At 47.7% G+C, this 23596-nt stretch carries 13 protein-coding genes; 4 read left to right on the forward strand and 9 right to left on the reverse strand.

The window, feature by feature from the left end; all coding sequences use genetic code 11:
- Positions 1–109: 109 nt before the first annotated feature.
- The 3 genes from mnmD (at position 110) to ABUA47_RS02315 (ending at position 2614) form a co-directional block, all read left to right on the forward strand.
- Positions 110–790: a tRNA (5-methylaminomethyl-2-thiouridine)(34)-methyltransferase MnmD gene (mnmD, locus tag ABUA47_RS02305; RefSeq protein ID WP_005834257.1), complete on the forward strand. Its 681-nt coding sequence runs from the start codon at positions 110–112 to the stop codon at positions 788–790.
- A gap of 77 nt (positions 791–867) precedes the next feature.
- Entirely contained in the window at positions 868–1770 is a 903-nt protein-coding gene (locus ABUA47_RS02310) for a metal ABC transporter solute-binding protein, Zn/Mn family (RefSeq protein ID WP_005830983.1), read from the forward strand.
- Between the two features lie 34 nt (positions 1771–1804).
- Positions 1805–2614, forward strand: a complete 810-nt coding sequence (locus tag ABUA47_RS02315; protein WP_005830985.1) for a metal ABC transporter ATP-binding protein — start codon at positions 1805–1807, stop codon at positions 2612–2614.
- Positions 2615–2696: 82 nt separating this feature from the next.
- Here the strand turns inward: ABUA47_RS02315 and ABUA47_RS02320 are convergent, their stop codons facing one another.
- From ABUA47_RS02320 to ABUA47_RS02350, 7 genes are all read right to left on the reverse strand, one after another.
- Positions 2697–4586, reverse strand: a complete 1890-nt coding sequence (locus ABUA47_RS02320) for a hypothetical protein (RefSeq protein WP_172679951.1) — start codon at positions 4584–4586, stop codon at positions 2697–2699.
- The gene (locus tag ABUA47_RS02325; protein ID WP_035447354.1) at positions 4576–7104 is read right to left on the reverse strand and encodes a glycoside hydrolase family 9 protein; all 2529 of its coding nucleotides are present in this window, start codon (positions 7102–7104) and stop codon (positions 4576–4578) included. The genes ABUA47_RS02320 and ABUA47_RS02325 overlap by 11 nt, the downstream gene beginning before the upstream one ends.
- 5 nt (positions 7105–7109) lie before the next feature.
- The gene (locus ABUA47_RS02330; protein ID WP_035447357.1) at positions 7110–8354 is read right to left on the reverse strand and encodes an AGE family epimerase/isomerase; all 1245 of its coding nucleotides are present in this window, start codon (positions 8352–8354) and stop codon (positions 7110–7112) included.
- A gap of 202 nt (positions 8355–8556) precedes the next feature.
- The gene (locus tag ABUA47_RS02335) at positions 8557–10236 is read right to left on the reverse strand and encodes a RagB/SusD family nutrient uptake outer membrane protein (protein WP_057253926.1); all 1680 of its coding nucleotides are present in this window, start codon (positions 10234–10236) and stop codon (positions 8557–8559) included.
- Positions 10237–10260: 24 nt separating this feature from the next.
- Positions 10261–10692: a hypothetical protein gene (locus ABUA47_RS02340; protein WP_349824385.1), complete on the reverse strand. Its 432-nt coding sequence runs from the start codon at positions 10690–10692 to the stop codon at positions 10261–10263.
- Positions 10659–13433 carry a TonB-dependent receptor gene (locus ABUA47_RS02345; protein ID WP_349824384.1) on the reverse strand — a complete coding sequence of 925 codons (2775 nt, stop codon included), beginning with the start codon at positions 13431–13433 and terminating at the stop codon, positions 10659–10661. The genes ABUA47_RS02340 and ABUA47_RS02345 overlap by 34 nt, the downstream gene beginning before the upstream one ends.
- Positions 13434–13644: 211 nt before the next feature.
- Positions 13645–16020, reverse strand: a complete 2376-nt coding sequence (locus tag ABUA47_RS02350) for a TIM-barrel domain-containing protein (protein ID WP_057253911.1) — start codon at positions 16018–16020, stop codon at positions 13645–13647.
- Between the two features lie 256 nt (positions 16021–16276).
- On the opposite strand from ABUA47_RS02350, the gene ABUA47_RS02355 reads away from it, so the two are divergent.
- Positions 16277–20188 carry a two-component regulator propeller domain-containing protein gene (locus ABUA47_RS02355; RefSeq protein WP_005830998.1) on the forward strand — a complete coding sequence of 1304 codons (3912 nt, stop codon included), beginning with the start codon at positions 16277–16279 and terminating at the stop codon, positions 20186–20188.
- Between the two features lie 5 nt (positions 20189–20193).
- Here ABUA47_RS02355 and ABUA47_RS02360 read toward each other — a convergent pair whose 3' ends face one another.
- Positions 20194–21924 carry a glycoside hydrolase family 9 protein gene (locus ABUA47_RS02360; RefSeq protein WP_117681239.1) on the reverse strand — a complete coding sequence of 577 codons (1731 nt, stop codon included), beginning with the start codon at positions 21922–21924 and terminating at the stop codon, positions 20194–20196.
- A 40-nt stretch (positions 21925–21964) separates the two neighbouring features.
- A partial coding sequence (locus ABUA47_RS02365) for a hypothetical protein (protein WP_349831411.1) occupies positions 21965–23596 on the reverse strand: 1632 nt, incomplete at its 5' end.

The following is a 23596-nucleotide window of genomic DNA, read 5'->3' on the forward strand; positions in this document are numbered from 1 at the left end:
ATGCAACGTGCTGGATGTATAGATGCAGCACGCTGGATATATAGGCGCAACAACACGCTGAATCACAGAGAATTAAACTAAATAAAAACATTCAACAAAAGCAGAAGTGATGCAACGAATCATAGAGAAGACGGAAGACGGAAGTGCGACACTGTTTGTACCGGAACTGAATGAACATTATCATTCGGTAAAGGGGGCACGTACAGAGTCACAGCACATCTTCATCGACATGGGACTGAAAGCATCCGCTACTGCCCGCCCGCATATCCTTGAAATCGGTTTCGGCACCGGGCTGAATGCCCTGCTTACACTGGAAACTGCCGAAAAGGAAAAGAGACCTGTGCACTATACCGGTATCGAACTCTATCCGCTTGCATGGCCGGAGGTGGATGCGCTAAAATATAGCGACAATCCTCTGTTCGAGGAACTGCATCGGGCTGCGTGGGAAGAAGAAGTTGCCATAACTCCTTATTTCACACTGAGAAAAGTGCGGGCAGATGTCGAAACAATAAGCATTGACAGTTTGTTAATGATTAATAAATCTCCGTTCGATGTTGTCTACTTCGATGCCTTTGCACCCGAAAAGCAACCGGGAATGTGGGAGGAAAAAGTCTTCCGGAATATCCATGCCGCCATGAGCACCGATGGCATGCTGACCACCTACTGCGCCAAAGGAGTAGTACGCCGCATGCTGCAAGCCGTAGGATTCAAGGTAGAGCGTCTCCCAGGTCCCCCCGGAGGGAAACGGGAGATACTGAGGGGAAGGAAAGAGGAAGTGATAAATGGATAAGGAATAGTTGATAATGAATAGTTGATGCCCCCTGCCACAGCGCAGCCAAATTGTAAATTGTAAATAGTAAATTGTAAATGAAAAAGTTTTGTTTTTTACTCCTCATAGCCACCTTGCTCTTCTCGTGCAAGCAAGGAGGCCAACAGAACAAGAAGAATGACGATAAACCCGTGATTACCGTCACCATCGAGCCGCTGCGGTATTTCACCGAAGCCATTGCCGGCGATGAATTCACCGTCGTCAGCATGGTGCCCAAAGGTTCAAGTCCGGAAACCTACGACCCCACGCCCCAGCAGCTTGTCGACCTTGCCCAAAGCAAGGCCTATTTCCGCATCGGCTACATCGGTTTCGAGCAGACATGGACGGAAAAACTGACGGACAATGCTCCCCACCTGCAATTCTTCGATATGTCCGAGAATGTGGAACTCATTCTGGACGATACCCATGCACATCATCATAAAGACGGGCATGTACACGAAGGCCATACGCACGCCGGTGGTGTGGAACCCCACATCTGGAATTCCACCATCAACGCCCAAATCATTGCCGGAAACATTCTGAATGCACTCTGCGCCATAGACAAAGCCAATGAAAGCGTCTACATGGAACGTTACAACGTACTCATCCGGCAGATAGAGCATACAGACAGCCTCATCTGCCAGATGCTTTCCAGCCCGAATGCCGACCGTGCCTTCATGATTTATCATCCGGCACTTTCCTACTTTGCCCGCGACTACAACCTGAACCAGATTCCTATCGAGGCAGGTGGAAAGGAGCCCTCCCCCGCCCATCTGAAGAGCCTGATAAACTCCTGCAAGAAGGAGAAGGTACGCATCATCTTTGTACAGCCGGAATTCGACCGCCGCAATGCCGACCTTATCGCCCAGCAGACCGGAACCCGGGTAGTGGCTATCAATCCCCTCTCATACGACTGGGAGGAGGAGATGATGAATACGGCCAGAGCGCTTGTAAAAGAGTAAACGATGATTCTGTCCATTTAACGAAGAAGAAGCTATGCCTGCATCCCCCATTATAGAGATAAAGAACCTCAGCGCCGGATACGATAACCGGACCGTACTGCATGATATAAACCTGACTATCTACGAACGTGATTTTCTGGGTATCATCGGTCCCAACGGTGGTGGAAAGACTACCCTTATCAAATGTATACTGGGACTGCTGAAACCCACTACCGGGGAGATTCTATATCACTCCTGCCCTCCATCCCCCTCCGAAATTGCCAATTGTCAATTATCAACTGTCAATTGTCAATTATCCATGGGTTACTTGCCCCAGTACAGCAGCATCGACCGGAAATTTCCCATCACCGTAGAGGAGGTCATCCTTTCAGGACTCAGCAGCAAGAAGCCGCTGGCTTCACGCTTCACCGCCCGACACCGCGAGAAAGCCTCTGCCGTGATAGCCCGCATGGGGCTGGAAGGCATGGAGCAGCGTGCCATCGGCGCTTTGAGCGGCGGACAGTTGCAACGTGCCCTCCTGGGCCGTGCCATCATCTCCGACCCGCAGGTGGTGATTCTCGACGAACCCAGCACATACATCGACAAGCGTTTCGAAGCCCGCCTCTACGAACTGCTGGCAGAGATAAACAAGGATTGCGCCATTATTCTCGTCAGCCACGACATCGGCACGGTGTTGCAGCAAGTCAAGTCCATTGCCTGCGTCAACGAAACCCTGGACTACCATCCCGATACCGGCGTTACGGAAGAATGGCTGGAACGCAACTTCAACTGCCCGATAGAGTTGCTGGGGCACGGGACACTGCCGCACAGGATATTGAAAGAACACAAGCATTCTCACGGATGACTGGAAGCAAAGGAGGCCGACCCATTGTAGAACCGACCTCCCGTTACCCTTCCGAATAACTATCCGACAATCTTCTTACCCGTCATTTATATTGGAAAGCCTTATACGAATGGGGTAGTAATGACAAACGGAAAGAGTTCTTTGGTGTCACCGGACGCCTGCTCTGTACGGGTTCGGCAGGAAGGGGAGCCAGAATATCTCCATTCTCCAGATTTTCCAACCTCGTCACCTCATCATCGGTAACAATACGCACTTCCACCGGTTCATCATTGAAGTTCTCCACCACCAGTGTTTTATTGTCATACACAAACAATCCGACTTTGGAGGGAGCCTCCAGATAGATATCCATATCCCTACTCATAATGCGGCGAATCTCATTCAAGGCTTTTGCCGGAAAATCATATAAATTTCCCATATCATCGGGAATGGTCAATACATATAGATTGCCGGCGGCATAGGGAGCTCTCAACAAAATAGGATACCCCGATACTCCTCCCGTCAACGGACGGCCCGCACTGACTACTTCCCAAGCATCATTCGTATAATACTGAACCTGCGGTATCAATAAATCGCGTCCGGCTTGTCCATATCGGCCAAAATCATTGACAAGAGCTTTCAAATCGGTACAACGCAACTCTACTATTTCGGCAATTTTTTCAGGAATGGCTTTCAGCAAGCCGCTTGTAATCACCACATCCCGTCCGCTTTGCAATTGCTTCCTAATGTCGGTCATGAGCTCCGGAGCTTGAGCCGCCTGGGCAGTCAGCAGCACCACTTGTTGGTCTTTCGGAAAAACGGGACGTATATCCATCGGCAAACCTATCATGCCCAGATAATTCTGCAAGAAATCATCACCCGCCACATGAAAAGGCTTGTAGGACTTGATGCCAATGGGGTTACCCAACTTACCTACCAGTTTATCAGTCTGTTTCAATACAACATCCGCAATGCGTGCCATGGTGGTAGGCTCTATGGAAGTTCCGTTCTTCTGCCGGATAGGGGCAGTCATCTCATCATAATTAAAGCTGGTGCCCATGCCCTGCCAAGGGGTACGGAACCTGGGAGACAACTTCACGCCCAGAAGCTGGTTATAGGCAAAGAGAATGATTTCGGGAGCCTTGGCAAGCATGGTCAGATGCAGCTGCTCAGCATAGCGGTCCATACCCAGATTCAGTCCACCGGAGTCCACCCATCCTCCACCATTGTAGCCCGGACGCAGATTATCAAAATAACGGATAATATTATAGCTTAGATAATTCTGCAGATGCTGGTTGCCGGCAGGGTCCCTTGTTTCGGTACCCGTCCAGACACCGTCAAAGAGTTGGGGACCTTCCTCCAGATTAAAGCCCAAACCTTGGAAATGGTCGTACCAGTTGGGATACTTGATGATTACCTTTACACGAGGATTCACCTTCTTGGCAGGTTTCAGCACAAGGTCGCGCCCGGCTTCAGTCATCAGCTTCAAACGGTATTCCGTCCAGCTCTGCGTACCTTTGGCTTTTATCTCTATGTCCGACTTGCAACTGGTGAAGAAAAAGTCATCCAGAATAAACTCGTCAAAGTGCTTTGCCGTATGTTCTGCAATCTTTCGCACCATCTCACGATGCTCGGGATTGGAATAGCAGAACGTCTCGAAACTGTTCGCCTCGTTGATGGTGTAGGTAATTCCTCCGGCAGTCTCTATTCCCCGGTCATGGAAAAATTTCTTAGCTTGCTCCAGGGTGGCGTCATCCACAATCAGTAAATCACGATGTGTTTCCAAATAAATCTTGTCCACTTCCAACTGTTGTGAAATCACATTCCAAGTCGAATCCAGCCAATGGATGTCCTTCATCTTGTCTACCTCGTAGGCACGTACATAGACCGATACCTTAAAATTGTCATAAGCTTTTGCCTGCATGGCCATAGTGCAGACCATGCAGAGCAGAAAAGCTACAATTACAAACTTATCTACCTTTATTTTACTGTTCATTACCATTCAATATTTTCTGAGATGCCAATACCATATACATAAACCACGTAGCATGTCCGCCCAAACAGTACTCACCTTCCTGCCATAAGAACGGGAAATGAAGTAATTCGGGCAAGTCGGGACGAATCAGATTTGTACCCGGAGACACTCCACCCGGAATATAAGACCAGTCGGCACGGTTGACACCATAGGCGGCTTTCATCGTTTCGGCACCGACTCCCGTTACAAACGCTGCCTGATTACGTCCCGGATGCATACCGAGCAGGTATTGGACAGCATTGAAAATATAGTCCGGTGCAAACAAGTCAGGATAGGCAGCATGCAGGTAACAGTAATTGTAGCCCAGATGCTGGGGTTCCCATGAACCGGAAGAACGGTTACCTCTGTCATGCGGCACTCCATACGGAGTTTTACTGCTATACTCCTGATACATAGCCTGCAACTCCGGCAGTGCTTTGCGAACAGCCTTGCTGAAACGTGCATTTCCCACAGCCTTGTCGAAACGTCCGATGAACCAACCCGTCTGACGGATATTCTTGCAGATGAAATCCTGCTGCTGCAAAACGAAATCACGGTACTCCACTTCCTTTGTCGCCAGATAAAGTTCTACGGCAGCATGTACCTTGGCTGTCAGCACCCGGTTGTTGTCGCAGCGGGTAATCCTGAACAATTCACGGGCTATCTCCAGACAATCCGCTCCCAATGCATCGTTATGTCCCTTCAAGACACGTGAAATACCTGCCAGCCAGGCAGCCACCTGAAGTTCCCTACCAGGGTTGTCCTCCGTAAACACCCAGCGGTCGTCGGCAGTCCCACTGACATGGTCTGTATGGGCCGACGCATCACCCAAGTGTGCATACTGGCGTACGGTAGGACACAGAATCCCTCTGTAGAGACGCCCCAGAGCCTTCCAACCCGCCACTATCGTCAAAGCACCGTTTTCCACCTGCTGCAACAAGTCATTCTTTCCATCCGGCTGGTGAATCTCGACTATCTTCTTTTCAAAATCTATGGAAGTCTCGTCCCAATAGGCACCAAAGTTCTCACAAGCCATGGCAAGTATATAGGCCTCGCCTGCCTGGGATTCCACACGCAGGTCATAGTCCCCCGCATCGTGCCATCCACCCACATTCAGCCCTGGAACCAAATCACCCGGCTGGTACTTACAAAGAGTAGAGGTTCCCTGAGTATATCCGTCTATATGGTTGATATCGGTTTTGGCCATACGTGCATCGTCATGATGACAGAAGTCATGCCATACACGGTATTTTTCGTTCACACGCATGTGGCACATCTGTACCGGCAAGAAGTATTCCACCTCTGCCTGCCAGATACCCTTGTCCCACACATCTTTGGCAATGCGGAACACCGGAGAAGCAGCATCGCCGTACATTACCTGATAGAGCCCTTCTTCCGTCACTTCCGTGAAATCGAACTGCAGATAGTGGTAGCGTTGGAAATCTCCCCAATCCTTGGCAGCCTGCTGCTTTACCAGTTTCCTGCCATCGGCAGCAATGCGATAAAGGGCAGGTTGCTTGAAGTCTGTATCCCGTTTATCCAACTCTATGACAGCCACTTTCTTCTGTCCAGGATGGTAACCTACTTGAGAGGCTTGCACCACCGGTGCATAACGCCAGTCTTTAGTGACTGTCGGACGGATTATCCATTTCACCGCACCTTCCTTTGTCCCTGCCGGGAACTCCGAACGGAGCACAAACCAACCGTTGTTATGATTTATCCTTCCATCATACAGCAACAAGTCTCCTTTCTCACTTTCAATCGTAATCTTTGCCAAATCATCCTGAGGATTGAGTACAAACTTTTTCCCTGCGGCCAAAGGAGCAGAGACGATATCATCGGCAATCATCGGGTTATAAGTCTTTCTATCCAACAGCAACTGGTCCAAATCAGCTTTCCCGTCAGGATTGAAATCTCCGATATGCTCCATATTGGAAGACTGTTTCATGGTGGGCCCCATCGCCTGGTGGGGAAAGACTCCCGTCCGGTTGTCCATAATCCACGGCTTGCCCAGCAAAGTGGAAGGTACCAATTCCAGATTAAAGCCCAACTTGCCGGCAAACCGCTCGGGCACTGGTTGGTCCAAATCAACGGTCAATACCAGATAATCCTTCTCGCCTTTGACCTTAATGGTATAGCCAAAAACAAAATCCGGATAAAGCATCGGATTAAAGCCTGCCATGTGTTTGGCCGAATCCGGATAACTCAATGTGACACGGATTTCATTGTCAGCCTCATCCACCACCCGGCTTCTCATCTTGGGCAATCCCTGCCACTGCCCTTGCGAGATTTCAAAGCGCACATCTCCATTGGCAGCCCTGCGGTCTCCATTCAAAACAAGGGTCAGTCCTCCCTGGTGTCCTTCAGGGTAGACGTCACTGAACACCATCACATTGGCCCCGCCATTCTCAAAATATCCCGATGGATTGATTCTGAAATCCTGGGCGTGCAGCCCCATACAAAGCATCAGTGATGCTGCACCTGCTATAAATTTCTTCATAAATACTATTTTAAACGATTATGTATTTCTACTCCCAAGCGTACCGTATGATATGGGCAACGCCACATACTCACTTTGGGAGTATCCTTCTTGGGTTCTCCATCAAAACAATCACTGTACCATTCACCGTATTCCCGGTCTATCATACAGTCCTTTACGAAAGTCCAAACCGTATCGGCCGATTGCAGATAAACGTCATTCCCGCTGATTTGCCAGGCATTGACACAAGCTATCATCGTTTCAATCTGGCCCCACCATGAGGCATGCCCGGTTGTTCTTCCGCCCTTCTTTTCATACATCATATACCCTTTGTCACTCAGTCCTTCCGCCAAGCAAGCATCCGTCACATCCAGCGCAAGCCGATTCGCCCTATCCATCAGTTGCCGGTCTTCTAACACACGGGCAGCCTCACAAAGCAGCCATCCCGCCTCTACATCATGTCCATAAGAGTCCATCTCAACCAGACTGTTCCATGCATTATCAAAGAACAAATTAAAATGTCTCTTTGAAGAGTCATAAATGCGGTCCATAAACAACTCGGTGCAGAATTCGAGTCTTTTCCTCAGTCCGTCGTCTTTCCAGCACTGATATAAAAGGGTATAAGCCTCCAGCACGTGCAAATGCGCATTCATAGTCTTGGGTGCATTGTTATCATAATTATCCAGTTGTTTCCAATCTTCAGTAAAAGATTCCACATAACCGTCATATTGCGGTTCGCGGCCTTTCTCCTCCAAGGTATGATATAAACCGACAGCCATATCCAGACTCTCGCTGTTACCTGTTGCCAGATAGTGTTCAGCCAGCCCATAGATGGCGTAGGTCATGGCATACGTATATTTGGAAGCATTCAGCACCTCACCGTCAGGATTGACCAGCCAATATACCCCACCATGTTCCTTGTCTATAAATGTATCAATGAAGTAGCGTTGCGATTTATCCGCAAGCTTCAGATAAGCCTCATCCTTAAACGTACGGTATGCGGCAGAAAAACTCCACAGAATCCGGGCATTCAGAACCCCTCCTCTCGGAGCATCCACTACCGGAGTACCATTCCGCAATACAGTTCCATAAAAACCGCCGTCGGGAGCCACTGCATAATCCATCCAAAACGGCAACACGCTGTCTCTGACATTCGTGACAATCTCTGTACGCATGCGTGTCTGCATATCTGTCTCCCCTGAATGCGACCGGCAGCCTGCCAGACAAGACGCAACCAGCAGTGCTATCCAATAAAACATCTTCCTTTCCATAATTATTCTCTAAAACCATCAAACTTTTCCTTGTATAATTCCCCGTTTATCAGAAACTGGTGTTCGTCGTCTCAAGTACTGGTGTTTGTCATGTCAGACACCGGCTTTCATCACGACAGACCCTGACGTCTATCACAACAACTACTGGTGCCTGACATTTCACTCACAAATATTTTATTATTAAGTGTTTATTTATAATTTATCAATATCCCGGATTCTGGTCAGCCTGATTGATGAGCGGGTTGGTCAGAATCTCATTCGTCGGAATCGGGAAGATTTCCTGATAAGCCTCGTGCTCAAAGAAACGGAATGAGTCACCAGTCTGCAGACAAGCCTCTTGTGAAGAGTTGGCTACTGTTTTCGGATATTCGGCGGCAAACCATTCTTTGCACATACCCATACGGCACAAATCATGGTAAAGCGAGAACTCGGCATTGAATTCATGGCGACGCTCTATAATCAGCGCCACCTTCCATACCGGAGAAGTATAGCCTTTGGCTGCTTTATAGCTTGTATAATAGGTCTCTGCATCCGGCACTTCCACCGTCTGGGTATTCAACATGTCGGCGGGTAGGTCAATCATCGTCGCTCCCATCTCCAAATTACCCCAAGCACGGTTACGTATCTGACGTATCATGTTCCATCCGGTAGCGTTGTCACCTGTCTCGAAACAACATTCTGCATAGTCGAGCATGATGCCTGCATAACGCTTCAAAGTCAACGAAATAGGATTGAATACTTTGTTGTTCTCACCTGGCTTGCATCTCCAGTATTTCAAGGAATAAACAGTAGGCATATTTTCGGAACCTTGGAAAAGACCGTCAAAACCACTTGTCACCCCTACAGTCTGCCCGGTAATGGGATGCGTATCCCCTTTGGCAACAGCAGAGTATTGGCGGCGTTTGTCACCCGGTTCAAAGGAACGTACAAACTCCCAAGAAAGACAGAGAGACCCCCAGCCTCCCCATTCGGGTGCCGCACACATATATCCGTACCACATCATGGCATCTGAAGACGAATCGGCTCCCCAGCCCATATATCCTTGTTCATGATACATCACCTCAAATACAGATTCTTTGGTCCAATGTGTATCCCAGGCATGCAGGTTACCGAAGCAGGGCTCCAATGAATAGGTTCCACTGTCCACTATATCCTTTAGTTCCGTCTTGGCTTTCGTAAAGTCTTTCTTCAACATATACAGCTCGGCCAAATAAGCTTTGCAGAACCCCTTGGTTATACGTCCGTATTCACCATTCATGGGTAACCAGTCCAGATGGTCGCGTCCAAAAGACAAATCTTCCTCGATAGCCGCATAAGTCTCATCCACGGATTCCGGACGTGCCTTTCCTACCGAAGTAGTATAGGTTTCACCGGTAAGCAACATCGGTACCCTTCCGAAAAGTTTCGTCAGGTAAAGGTAGTTATAACCGCGGATGGCACGTGCTTGCGCTTCATAAACGGTCTTGGAATTGCTGTCCGCAAATATAGAGGCATCCGCCGTCTCCAGGCCAGCCAGGAAACGGTTTGCACGGTCCACTGCACGATAACTCATCCGCCATGCAGTCTCCAGGGAACCCTTATCGGGTTTCCAGGCATGACGCTGCCATTCCGCATCCCAACCGGAAGCCTGACAGTCCATCGTAGAATGGTTGGCAGCAAATACCTGAGGCTTGAATCCCCATGTTTCGTCATCACCGGAACCGTGCTGGTCCGTATAAAAGGTATCATAAAGTCCGTTCAATCCGGAAAGGACATTCTCCTCCGTTTTAAACATGAAATCCGCCGGAAGAATATCGTAATGATCCACTTCCAAATAATCGTCACAAGACGTTACGGTGCTTAAGGCCAGCACACCGATCAACAGTTTATATAAGTTTTTCATAATCATATTTTTTATCCGTTAGTATTAGAACTGTACACTCAGACCGAAAGTAACCGACATCGGGAACGGATAACGTCCTCCGTCAAATCCCGAATACAATACATTGGAGTCACCAACTTCCGGATCGCCGAACTTATTGTACGAAGAGATGGTACATACATTGTCGACACTGGCAAATACGCGTGCATTTTCCATTTTCACCGGTTTCAGCACATTCTTCGGGAATGTATATCCTATCTGAATATTTGAAATCTTCAGATAATCCCCCTTCTGGATGTAGGCGTCGGACACACGCATGTTCTTATTATAGTCTGTCTTGGTGATACGCGGATATTTGGCGCCGGTATTCGAAGATGACCATGCATTATTGATATATTCCTTCAGTACATTCTGATAACCGCCGTCGGGTGCATAGACTGAGGTCAAGCGGGCCGAAGAATAAGAAAGGATATCCATCCGGCTACACCGTACAAGTTCATCGAGAAATCAAAGTTTTTCCAGGAAGCGGTAAGGTTCATTCCGTAAGTGAACTTGGGATATCCATTGCCTATAACAGTACGGTCGGCATCGGTAATCTGCCCGTCACCATTCAAATCAACAAACTTATAGTCGCCGGGCTGGGTAGTCTTGTCCTGATATACACCACTTTCAACTCCCTTTTCAACCGCCAGCCTATTCATTTCATCAATTTCGGCCTGGGTTCTGAAAATGCCTTCTACCTTCCAGCCATAGTAGGAACCTACAGGATAGCCGTTCTGTGTAATGGAGTGGTTGTCCCAGTTGTCGCCATCTTGTGCTGACCCTGACTTGCTGAATATCGGATCGCCGACTTCAATAGCCTCGTTCTTCAGGGTAGACCCATTCAGCCTTATGCCGATATTCCAATCGCTGAAGCTCTTGTTCCACGCAGCAGTAAACTCGAAACCTGAGTTACGGATATGTCCCGCGTTAGTATAGACATTGGAGAAACCGGTAGAAGGACGAATCTGGCGATACAGAAGCAGATCCTTTGCGTCACGGATAAAGTAATCGGCAGAGAAAGAAAGCTCATTGTTCATAAAGGCAAAATCAATACCGATATTTGTCTGCTCATTGGTTTCCCATTTCAGGTTGGTATCAATTTCTTTCTGCTGGGCAATACCGGCACCGTTAATCACACTCGAACCATTAAAGAACCAGTACATTGCATTTGCCGAAGACAACTGTGCTATGGACAAGTTGGTACCATTGCCCGCATTACCGGTCTGTCCCCATCCGGCACGCAACTTCAAGTTACTGAACAGTTCTAAATCCTTAATGAACTTTTCCTCGGAAAGACGCCAAGCTACAGAAGCGGAAGGGAATGTACCATAACGATTGCCGGCACCAAAGTTCGAAGAACCGTCGCGGCGTACCGTTGCAGTCACAATATAGCGGTCGTTCAAAGTATAAGTCAGACGGCCGAAGTAAGAAAGGAATCTTGTCTTCAAATCCAGCCCACCATCCGTTTGCTTAGACGATGGGTCATTGGTCAATGAAATTTTGCGGATGTTGTCTGCCGGGAAATCGTTGGCACTGGAATTCAGCCAGGCACCGTTCGTATCGCTGGTAGAGAAACCGGCCATTGCACTTACGCGGTGATGCTCATTGGACCAGTCATAGTTCAAGAACGCTTCCAGACCGAGTGAAGTGGACTGGCTCTGGTTCAGCGAGAACGAGTCCTTACGGTCTTGAGTTCCAAAGGTTCTATCATTATAGGCTGTATAGCCATTATAACCTTTTGTATAATAATTATAACTGGCAATAGTTTTGAAGGTCAACCCTTTGTACAAATCGAGTTGTAGGAAAGCACTGGCGAGCAGACGGTCCCATTTATTGATGCTGTCGGCAGTCTTGGCAGCAGCAACCAGATTGTCAGCTCCCTTGTTCACATCCCCATTACCTTCTTTCTTGTAATGTCCCCAAGTACCGTCGGGCAACACAATAGGCATGGAATAGAAAACACCGTCCTCTACATAATCCATGGTTGGAATGGCTTGTGCATAGTTTCTCAGGTTGCCTCCTCCCATCTTTTCCGAATGTGCATAGTTCAAGTTCAAGCCTACATGCAGAAAGTCTTTCACTTTGTGAGTGATATTAGCGCGTGCCGTCAAGCGTTTAAAATTCGACTCAATCACGATACCCTGGTTGTTCAAATAACCCAGAGATAAGTTGGCTTGGGTATTTTCGCTGCCTCCCGAAGCAGAAAGGTTATAGTTCTGCTGTAATGCCGTGCGTGACATTTCATCCTGCCAGTCAATGCTGTTCAGTCTGCCTATGTAATCCTCGCCATATGCCAGATTGGTCATGGCAATACCGTCATTCTTGACGGCGGAACGTACAGCACTTGCAAACAAGCCCGCATCAGCCACATCAATCTTATTCGAATTGAACTGGAGGGCATAGTTGGCCGAAAAGTTCACCTTTGCCTTCCCCTTACCACCGTTCTTGGTAGTAATCATAATGACGCCATTGGCACCGCGAGTACCATAGATTGCCGTAGCCGAAGCATCCTTCAGAATTTCGATGGACTCTACATCATTAGGATTCAAGAAATCGATGGAAGTTCCTACCTGCACACCGTCCACTACATAGAGTGGGTCGGCAGAACCATTCACGGTTGCCACACCGCGGATACGGATGGAGAAACCTCCTTCCGGGTCACCGGAAGAACGGATGACAGATACACCTGCCGCAGCTCCCTGCAAACCTTGTCCCAAGTTCACCGGATTCCGCTTCATCATTTCCTCCGCATTCACGGAAGCCACAGAACCGGTGAGGTCGGATTTCTTCATCGTACCGTAGCCCACAACAACTACCTCATCCAAGGTTTCGGTATCCTCCTTTAAAGTAATTTTCAGAGCATTCATATTCCCGGTTACTTTGACCGTTCGCGCCAGATAACCGATGTAACTGGTCTTCAGCGTAGAACCTACGGGACACTGCAAGGAGAAGTTACCGTCCAAATCGGTAATCATACCGTTTGTCGTACCTTCCACAATGACATTGGCACCGATGATGGGCTCGCCTTTCTCATCCACCACTTGGCCCTTCACAGTAACTACACTCTGCTGTACGACAGTGACACCTGCAAACGGCTGTACGCTTGTTGCAAAGAGAGGTCCGGCACATGCCAGCGATACTGACATGATACCCAAATACTTCATCACATTTCTCATAAATACTAAATACTTAGGTTTAACAAATACCCCGGTCATAAGCACATCGGGAAAAAGATATGCGACACAATTTTGTGCCACTATAGAGGCACTGCCGTGCCATTGGGAAGGCACATCTGTGCCACCATAGTGGCACAGATTTCGGTAACTATATCCCTTTCTCTTCCATACCGACAGGGGTGAATTCAATATAGATTTTCAAAGATTAAGTTCAGAAACTCAGGGAAGTGCCTTCAACCTGGTTCAACAGTTGCGGTTTGGCCTTTCCACAATCCACTTTCACAACCTGAATACGGTTGTCGGCAGGTAGACAAACCAATCCTTCTGCCTGCTTCTTGTCAGCACTGTATACCTTCAGGCTCATTTTACTCCAATCCATCTCAGCAGTGGACTGCGCCAACTTCAGATGAGGAAGTACCGAACCGTCACGTACCAGCATGATTATCGGCAGACTGCCTGCTTCAATCCGGTGCCATCCGCCTTCGTAGACTTTCTCTGTCTGGTAGTCTATCCATTTTCCTTCGGGAAGGTAAACTGTGCGGCCCGTCATACCGGATTCAAGCAAGGGGGCAACCAGAATCTGCGAACCGAAGAGATACTCGTCATCCACTTTCCATGCTCCCGGATCATCGGGGAATTCTACAAACAAGGCTCTTAGCATCGGTAAGCCCTTTTCTGTACATTCCTTAGCCTGAGCATACACATAAGGCATCAGACGGTACTTCATCTCCGCACTCTTGCGGAAGACATCCTGCACACGCTTGCTGTCGTACAACCACGGCTCTGTCGGAGGTGCCCCATGCGCGCGGGTATGGGAAGTAAGAAAACCGAACGGTATCCAGCGGCAATACAAGTCCTCCGGAGTGGATTTTACAAAGCCGCCCATATCATGGCTCCAGAAGGAGAAACCGGACAAGCCGAAGGACAAGCCTGCACGAAGCGTACCCAGCAGACCCGTGTTCGTAGTTGCAGCATCACCGCCCCAATGCAATGGATAACGCTGGGAACCAGCCCATGCGGCACGTGCCCACATTATATTCTCGTTGTGCAACTTCTTGGTTATCTCGGACACTGCCATATCATAACGCACCGGATAGAGGTTATGCTCATACCATCCGCTCTTGCCGGAAGCGTAAATACCATTCAGTGGAGCAGCCTCGCCAAAGTCTACTTTAATGGCACTGACACCGATATTCAGCAATCCCGCCAGTTTGTCCTGATACCACTTTACTGTTTCCGGATTGGAAAAATCAAGCACCACATCTTCGTAGGGAAGTTCACCATTTCCATTTTTCACATACATGTCTTTCTCTATCAGTTCAGAGAAATAACGGTTTTTAGGAGTGAAATAAGGCAACTGCCACAAACATACATGGAAACCTTGTGACCTCAAATCCTTCAACATCTGCTGTGGATTCTGGAAACGGTTCTCGGAGAATTTATAGTCACACTGCCAGTCCACATCAAACCAGCCGGTATCGAAATGGATAACATCGCACGGATACTTGTTCTTACGGATATTGGCCGCTACATCATAACCTTCCTTTTCACTGAAATAGGTAATACGGCTCATCCACGTACCGAAAGACCACAAGGGGGGCATGCCCGGCTTTCCTACCAAATCGGTGTACTCGTCCAGAATATCTTTCGGCTCGCCGAAGAAAACGAACAAATCCAGGTTCTCGTCACCCATGAACATTTTGTTCAGCCCAATATAGGTAGCACCAAAATCACAAGTCACGGGAGCGGATGTATGCATAAACATACCATATCCCCGGTTACTCATAAAGAAAGGAATCGGTTTGTACATTTGGTCCGTCTCAGGCCCTTGTGGGTCTGTAACGAACAAGTTCACCTTCTGTCCGGCCTTGTTCAGCCCAGTGGCAGACTCTCCGCAACCAAAAATCATTTCATCTGCAGTCAAGGTAAATACCGGATTGATGCGGCGAGCATTGTCGCTTCCCCGCTTCACAAAACAGAACGGCGTATATTTTACCTGCGTAGAGTCCGCGTCGCTCAAAGCGGCAGTCTGGCTCAAGATACGTCCGGCTTTATCCTTCAAGACGATTCTCCAAGGATTCTTGTTAATCTGAATGGTTCCATAGTCGCTGGAATAGATAATCTTGTCATTCGTCTCGATAACTTTCCAGCTTCCATCCCTGCCCGGTTCCTTTGCCAACATGATGGAAGCGGCAGGTTTGGGTTCCACCGGGGTCGTTAGCATACGGATACGTACCGTACGCGGAGTTACAAAGTCAATCTTGAATTTGAGGTTAGGGTCATTTTCATAGGCAGTGAAGGGGAAATCGAGCATTCTCATTTTACGGGGCTGTGCACCGTTGGTATTGAAGGCTTGGCGGGGCATCAGATGCCCGCGTTTCCAATTCACCAGCCCTTCACCCGACTTGGCATCGAATGACTCCAGGTGATCTGCAAAAAACAAGGTATTACTCAAGTCACGGAAATCGGTACTCATGTCCAGAGGTTGGTTCATCAAATACGAAGTACCGTCATTGACATGTGGCTGTGCCAACAGATTGCCACCGGCAAACAACAGCATCGCCACTGCTAAAAGTTCTTTCTTCATACTATTAGGATTTAAATGATCTCGCCTGCAAATGTATTTTTCTTAAAGGAAACACAGATGCCTTAAAAATGTCTTTTAATATCCGGTTTTGTTTCATAGAACCCATATAGGGCCATTGGAAACAAAATGCATACTATTTTTCACCAAACGGAGGATATCATCCCACACGAATACGCAAATCTTTCCTTGCTCGTTCGAAGGATTATATTTAAGTTTGCAGTTACAATATTGTTAATCCTTCTAATAAAGAAAATACATGAAACAACTGCTCCTATTCCTTATATGCAACCTGGCCTTCCTCCTTACTGTTCAAGGTAACTCAGCGGAAATCCCGCCGGCTGTCATGTTCAAGCAGCTCTCTACAACAGAAGGACTCTCCAACAACAGTGTCCGAAGCATCTACAGAGACAATAGGGGATTCCTCTGGGTGGGGACAGAATCAGGACTCAACAAATACGACGGCTACTCCTTCCAGCAGTATTACCAGAACAACTCCGACCTGCCGGACGATGCCATCAGCGAAATTTTCGAAGGACCGGACGACAATGTATGGATAAGGACTTCCAGCGGCTACAGTATCTATAATTATAAGACCGGTAAATTCGACAATGACTATAAACCCATACTCGATGGGCTGCAAATCCCCAGTAAAAACATTCTGAGGATGGGAAAAACATCCAAGAATGAGTTTTGGGCCTACGACTATTCCAAACTTTACATACGAAGCATGGACAACAGCTCCATCAAAGCCTATCCACTGGCAGTTGAAAAGATTTCAAACCTCTATATAGGTGTCCAGTTCATTTATATAATGTACTCCAACGGTACCCTATACAGTATCAGCAAGCAGACTTCCGAAGTCAAGGAAATAGCCATTCCCACCATCTATAGACCTTTGCTGGAGAATCATGAGCCACACATTTACATAGACCAAAACGAAAGCCTATGGGTATACACCTTCCAAAACAGCCTACTTTTGCACAAGAACAGTTTTACACAGCAATGGGAGGACATCAGCCTGAACAATAACACTCACATACAGTACAATCGCGTGCAACGCATCCTCGACCTGGGAGACGGCAACGTATGGATACTTACCAGCCATATGGGGCTGTTCGTTTACAACACCCTGACCAAATCGCTTACCAACTTGGTGCACAATCCATTGAAACCGCACACCATTGCCAGCAACAATCTGAATACCATTTACCGGGACAAAGACGGAACCATATACATAGGGAATTTCAAACACGGTATTTCCTATTATAGCCCCATGTCCCAAATCATACTATGCAACAAATCCCTGGAATATGATGATATCCTGACCTTCTGCGAAGACACCAGCCAGGAATACATTTACTACGGAACAGACGGTACGGGACTAATCCGACGTTCACTAGTGACCGATTCATACGAAAAGATAGCAACTCCCGCCAATATTGTAGTCGACTTATCCATCGACTCCAAAAACCGCCTATGGATAGGCACCTTCCAGAAAGGACTGCTATGCTACTCGAAAGGGCAAATCAAACAATACACAGTAAGTAACAGCCAGCTTCTCGAGAACAATGTGTATACAGTAAAGGTAGACAAACACGGATACATCTGGATAGGTACCATGAAAGGATACATACAGAGGTTAAATCCGGAAACCGGGCAGTTTGACACCATCTTGTACCGTCCGGGAGAATTCTTTGTCCGAGATATGTACTATGATAAAGACAGTACCCTTTACGTAGCGACCAAAGGAGGACTCATTATCATCGATACGGAAACCCAAGCCTATAATATCTACGCCGAAGCCGGCCGCTTCAAGGAGAACAATATGCTCACTGTCTATAAGGACAGCCGGGACCTTCTTTGGATAGGACATCCACACGGACTGAGTATATGGAACCAGAAGAACGACTCCATCTACTTCCTTGACCAGAAAAACGGACTTGCCGCCAACCTCGTCAGAGCCGTCACGGAAGACAACAACAACCAGATGTGGATTGGTACCGGCAACGGCATCTCACGAATCAAAATAACAAACGGTACATACGCCATCGTGAACTACTCCGTAAGCGACGGACTGATATGCAACGATACTAATGTCCACGCCATCCTCAAGCTACAGAACGGCAATATACTGATAGGCACGCCACAAGGTTACCAGACTATCATTCCACAAGACATCCTGACCACAAGTTATGATGCCAATATTTACCTTACCGGTATTGAGCTCAAATCCGGAATGACCCATCCGGACATCCTGAACGGCAGCTCACTTGAATGTGCACAACATCTTTCCTTCACTGAAAAGGAAAATTCATTCACTCTGTCCTTCTCTGCCCTCGACCTGGTGGAAACGGATAAGATAAAATATGCCTATAAGATTCATTCCAACTGGATTTATGCTGAAAACAACAAAGTAAACCTATCCATGCTGACTGCCGGAAACTATACTTTATCCGTCAAGGCATGCAACTCACAAGGCATATGGAGCCCCAACGTCAAGGAACTGAAAATAAAGATACTCCCTCCTTGGTGGCGCACTTGGTGGGCTTATACCATATATAGCGGTATCGTTTTGTGCATCCTTCTGTCCATTATCCGCAATCTGCGCTTACGCCAAAAGCAGAAACAAATCATGCAGGCCATCGAGGTGGAAAATGAAAGGCAGCAGAAAATCAACAATATGAAACTGCAGTTCTTTGCCAACATAAGTCACGAACTGCGGACCCCCTTGTCACTTATCATCAATCCGCTTGAAGAGTTTTTCGTAGACCATCCCGAATATCGTAAAGGCATTCTGGATATGGTCAAACAAAATGCCGACTATCTGCTGGAACTGATTAACCAACTGCTGGATTTCAGAAAGCTGGATGCCAAGGCTGAAACCCTGAAATGCAAACATGACAACATCCTTATCATTCTGAGTGAAATATTCCACTCTTTCGATCCGATAGCACAGAAACGGAACATCAGCTATAGCCTTACCGCTCCACAACATTCTGTATTCATGGATTTTGACTATGACAAGATACGCAAGATATGCACAAATATCCTGTCAAATGCATTCAAGTTCACTCCCAATAAAGGAAGCATCTCACTGGATATTGCCGTAAGAGGCACAAATCTGGAACTGACCTTTACCGACACCGGTTGCGGCATAGAGGATGAAGCCAAGGAGAAAATATTCCAAAGATTCTATCAGTCGGGCAAAAACCAGTCGAACAACGGAGGCAGCGGCATTGGACTGCACATTGTTTCCGAATACGTAAAGATGCATCAGGGTACTGTCTGTGTCAGGGATAACCAGCCTTGTGGTTCTGTATTCCTGATTGCCCTACCCCTACACCAGAACAGTAATGAAACCAAAAACGGAGAACCGGTCGAAGGACCGGAAATAAAAGAAGAATCCCATCCATTCACCATACTACTCGTAGATGACAACTACGACTTCTTGAAATTTCTCTCTGAAAGTCTTGCCAGGCAGTATCATGTATTAAAAGCCACAAACGGAAAACATGCACTGAATGTACTGGAAAAGGAAGATATTGATTTAGTGGTCAGTGACATCATGATGCCCGAGATGGATGGTCTGGAACTATGTTCAACCATCAAGAATGACATACGCTACTCCCATATCCCCATTATCCTCCTGACAGCTAAGGCAAGTGAAGAACACCAATTGGAAGGGCTTAGCGTTGGCGCAGACGACTATATCACCAAGCCTTTCAATATGGAAGTCCTCAAGCTGCGCATCAACAAGATTATCGAGATGAACGTCAAACGTCAGGAAATATTCAATCAGGACATTAAAATCGAGCCAAGCCGTATCACCATCACTCCCCTTGACCAGCAGCTGGTGGAAAAAGCTATCCAGATTGTAGAGGACAATATCAGCGAAACCGAGTTTTCCGTCGAGGAGCTTGCCAGCAGCCTGAATATATCACGCAGCTATTTCTACAAGAAAATGATTAAGATAACGGGAAAGAAACCCATCGAATTCATCAGGACCATCCGTATGAAACGTGCACAACAACTCTTGACAGAAAGCCAGATGCAAGTTTCGGAAATTGCATATACCTTGGGGTATAACTCCCCCAAGATATTCTCCAAACATTTTAAAGAAGAGTTCAACATCAGCCCATCCGAATTTATAAGGCAGCAGGCTGAATAGAAACATTATTTTGACATCAAAGCATCCAACGAAGACACCAACGCCACCAAAGCAGCACTCCAATTAATGGCTATTTCATTGGAAGCATACGAACCTTCCACATCTGCATAAGACTCATCCGGCAGATTGGAAGGATAGGGTACACCGTCTTGTTGGCCAGGATTGGGACCGCCAACAAGGAAACCGGGAAGAGGTGCCTCTATATCATCCGATGCAGAAAGACGATGGTGCGGATACAGAGGACTTTTCATCCCGAAACCGGTGACATAACAATATCCCGTGGCATTCTTTCCTAAAATGTAGTCCATATTGCGGTAGGCGTTCGTCAGGTACGACTTCTCACCCGTAAGCAAATAGGCGCAAACCAGTGAAGTGGCTTGGTTAGCACACCCTTCGGCAAGGCATCCCCAAAAGAAATCTTTGGCATCGTTGCCGTAAGGAGCGTGGAAAGGAGAGCGGTCAGCACCCCGCACAGCCTCGGCAGCATAGTCCAGTAGCAGGTCTTTCATGGCATTTGCCAACTCCACGTCTTCACCCTGATATTCCCTGCCCGGTTGCAGCCAGGCAAACACGCCCAACGCAGTGGTATTGCCCCAAGAAGGAGTCTTATATGCAGTGGGCAGATGCTTCTTCACTTGTTCCCGGTAAACGAGCTTTCCCGTAGCAAGATAGAGCTCGGAAGCCGCCCAGAAGAATTCGTCATCGGCACTACGATCACCGTAAGCTCCCGTAACCACGGCAGGTTGATATTGCTTGTTGAGGAGGTCCTGATGATAGAGCGCTTGCGGATGCGCTTCTGCCCAGGCGTAAGCACGTTCGGCAGCCTGCAAAGCCACTTCCGAAAAGCCAGGATAATCCTCTTCGTAAGGAGCAAACAACACGGAAGCTTGCGCTAAAGCCGCAGCATAGTCCAATGCCGCCGTTACTGATTTCTGAACTACATAACGGGGCTGCTTACACTCCGTAGGCTTGATAAATCCCTCGAACGAAGGGGTAGTCAGCTTGTGGTAGACTCCTCCGTCGGCAGGGTCTTGCATGGTCAGCATCCATTTCAGGTTATAGTACATCTCGTCCAGCAAATCGGGCGTGTGGTTTCCGCTTTCCGGGATGTTCACCCGTTGACGGATAAAATAGTCAGGAAAGCGGGCATAAATCGCCTGCATCAATCCGATGGAATAAGCGGAGTTCACAATGTACTTGTTATAATCTCCGGCATCATACCATCCTCCCGGAGAAGAAATCACCGCTCCCGCCTTACGTTCCGGCCCGGCAGCATTGGGATGTACCAGCACCTTGTCATCTGGATGGCCTGCCGGACGGCTCCACCGACCCGCATAAGTCGCTTCGATGGGCATACCCGTACGTTGGTAATAGAAAGATTTCAAAGCGGCATCGGCCAAAGGGGACAGCACCTTTTCCTTTACTTCGAATGCCACTGAATCGCCGTTAACCAACAGAAGATATCTTCCCGGTACCGTGATGTCACTGAAATCCAATATTGTCCTGCTCCTATCCGACCAAGCGGATGAAGCGGTATATCCGGGTTTGCCGGAAAGTAGCCGATTGCCCGTGGCTGCATCTACTATGGTAAATTCACGTACCTCACCGGCATTCACCACAGCTACTTTTTCCTGCTGGGGATAATACCCTAACTGATTCAAACGTACAGTTTCTGAAGGATGCCCTAAAGTGGCCATTCCTCCCAGAACTGTAAACAGACATGTAGTTATATTCATATCACTATTCTTTATATATTAATATTATTCCATTTCAAAATTATTTATCCGACAATAAGGTAATGAAACTGATAGCCGGCAAGTGTACCCGTACCAGTCCATTCTCCACCTTCACTGCAGTTTCCTTCATGCAGTCTTTTGTATTGGTCACATAGACTTTCAGTTCCTTCACTTCTGCAGGGATACCGGAGATGACAGCCTCGCAATCCGCCCCATTATTGACCATATGGACGGCATATTCCCCACGCACCATATTTCCGAAAGCCGCACAGTTTAGTTTTTTCTTGCTGCTACTGACCGGAATGGCCAAGGCATCGGCCGGAGTGGAGGCCAGCTGCTTAATGTTCCAGAAACGTTGTGTAGGACGCAAAGGACCTTTGGAGCCATAAATGCCGTCTCCCCACAACAACGAATAGTCTGAAGTGAGCTGCCACTGCAAGATGGACAGTGGTTGGCAAATAGCACAAATACGCGTATACAGATTGATTTCATAAAGTGCAAACGTCGACTCATTGAATATCTCGGCATAACCATGAGCAGCGGCATCCGTACTACCCTCACCAACCAAGAGTGGTACATTAATCGCTTTGGCAGCATCCGCCCACTTCCTTAACGTAACATCATCACAACCACGCCATGAATGGAAAGAAACTGCACCAATATACTTATGAGTCTCAGGATTGTTCAAAGCAGGAAGGATGAAATCAAAAGTCGTAGCATCCGAATTGTCGCCAAGCAGCATACGGGTAGGAAGATTCAACCCTGCCAGATAAGCACCGAATTCCTGAATGAAATCTGCATGCTCCTGCGGCGTGTGAAGGACATCAATACCCAAATCCGATTCGTTGAACGAGAACATGGAGAACTCAATACCATAATGCTGTTTAGCATACAACAGATAATCTGCCATGGATTTATAAATCTTCTCCTTTTTCCGGCTATCCAGACGATAAGCAATGACACCACCTTGACGGGCATAACTTGCAGGACCTCCGTCAATGGCCCATGCAGGCGGAAACCAACAGCTTAGTATTACCGGCATTCCCATCGCCTTCAAGCGCTTTGCCATGAGGAGACTTTCCTCCACCCGCTTGTTCAGTCCCCCATTCTGTGCCACGGCAATAGGATCGGATTCTTCTTCGGGTTGCCACAATCTCCACGGAAATTCCACACGGCCATAAGCTACGCGCAAATTTTCCAGACAGTAATCTATCACTTTAGGGTCGGCAGCAGGATTCTGCAGGCGGAAATTCCCTCCAAAGCCTGCAAACAAACTTCCCGGATTCTGCATATCCAATGTAATTTCCGCGTCACTGTGATCTATCACTCCGGAAGCATGCAGTTCCATAGACAATGCTGTTCTCCCAGCCTTTTTCAGAATCGACATCAGCGAGATATACACAACAGTACCGGTAGACTCTTTTTCAACCGTGGCCTTTACAGACTTATTGAACTTGAATTCCAACTTCCTATTGGCCGAAGTAACGGTCAGCTTCCTGCCACTTGTCCTTACTTTGGCATCAACGTAGTTTTCCGGACTTAAAGCAATACAGTAATAGGCTGTCTGGTTCAAAGTAGTGTCCGACAGCGCATCAATAGAAATCTCCACCAAGCCTTTTCCCTTATCAGTCACTTTCTGATGGAACTTTACACCTCGTAGAGTAGTCGTCAC

Source organism: Bacteroides sp. RTP31139st1_H2_RTP31139_211217 (assembly GCF_040227615.1).
In the GTDB taxonomy this organism is placed as follows: Bacteria; Bacteroidota; Bacteroidia; order Bacteroidales; family Bacteroidaceae; genus Bacteroides; species Bacteroides uniformis.

What these genes read in the sequence shown, in the direction of transcription:
- mnmD (WP_005834257.1), top strand. Translation starts at nt 110, where the DNA reads ATGCAACGAATCATAGAGAAGACGGAAGACGGAAGTGCGACACTGTTT.
- ABUA47_RS02310 (WP_005830983.1), top strand. Translation starts at nt 868, where the DNA reads ATGAAAAAGTTTTGTTTTTTACTCCTCATAGCCACCTTGCTCTTCTCG.
- ABUA47_RS02315 (WP_005830985.1), top strand. Translation starts at nt 1,805, where the DNA reads ATGCCTGCATCCCCCATTATAGAGATAAAGAACCTCAGCGCCGGATAC.
- ABUA47_RS02320 (WP_172679951.1), bottom strand. Translation starts at nt 4,586, where the DNA reads ATGAACAGTAAAATAAAGGTAGATAAGTTTGTAATTGTAGCTTTTCTG.
- ABUA47_RS02325 (WP_035447354.1), bottom strand. Translation starts at nt 7,104, where the DNA reads ATGAAGAAATTTATAGCAGGTGCAGCATCACTGATGCTTTGTATGGGG.
- ABUA47_RS02330 (WP_035447357.1), bottom strand. Translation starts at nt 8,354, where the DNA reads ATGGAAAGGAAGATGTTTTATTGGATAGCACTGCTGGTTGCGTCTTGT.
- ABUA47_RS02335 (WP_057253926.1), bottom strand. Translation starts at nt 10,236, where the DNA reads ATGAAAAACTTATATAAACTGTTGATCGGTGTGCTGGCCTTAAGCACC.
- ABUA47_RS02340 (WP_349824385.1), bottom strand. Translation starts at nt 10,692, where the DNA reads ATGGATATCCTTTCTTATTCTTCGGCCCGCTTGACCTCAGTCTATGCA.
- ABUA47_RS02345 (WP_349824384.1), bottom strand. Translation starts at nt 13,433, where the DNA reads ATGAGAAATGTGATGAAGTATTTGGGTATCATGTCAGTATCGCTGGCA.
- ABUA47_RS02350 (WP_057253911.1), bottom strand. Translation starts at nt 16,020, where the DNA reads ATGAAGAAAGAACTTTTAGCAGTGGCGATGCTGTTGTTTGCCGGTGGC.
- ABUA47_RS02355 (WP_005830998.1), top strand. Translation starts at nt 16,277, where the DNA reads ATGAAACAACTGCTCCTATTCCTTATATGCAACCTGGCCTTCCTCCTT.
- ABUA47_RS02360 (WP_117681239.1), bottom strand. Translation starts at nt 21,924, where the DNA reads ATGAATATAACTACATGTCTGTTTACAGTTCTGGGAGGAATGGCCACT.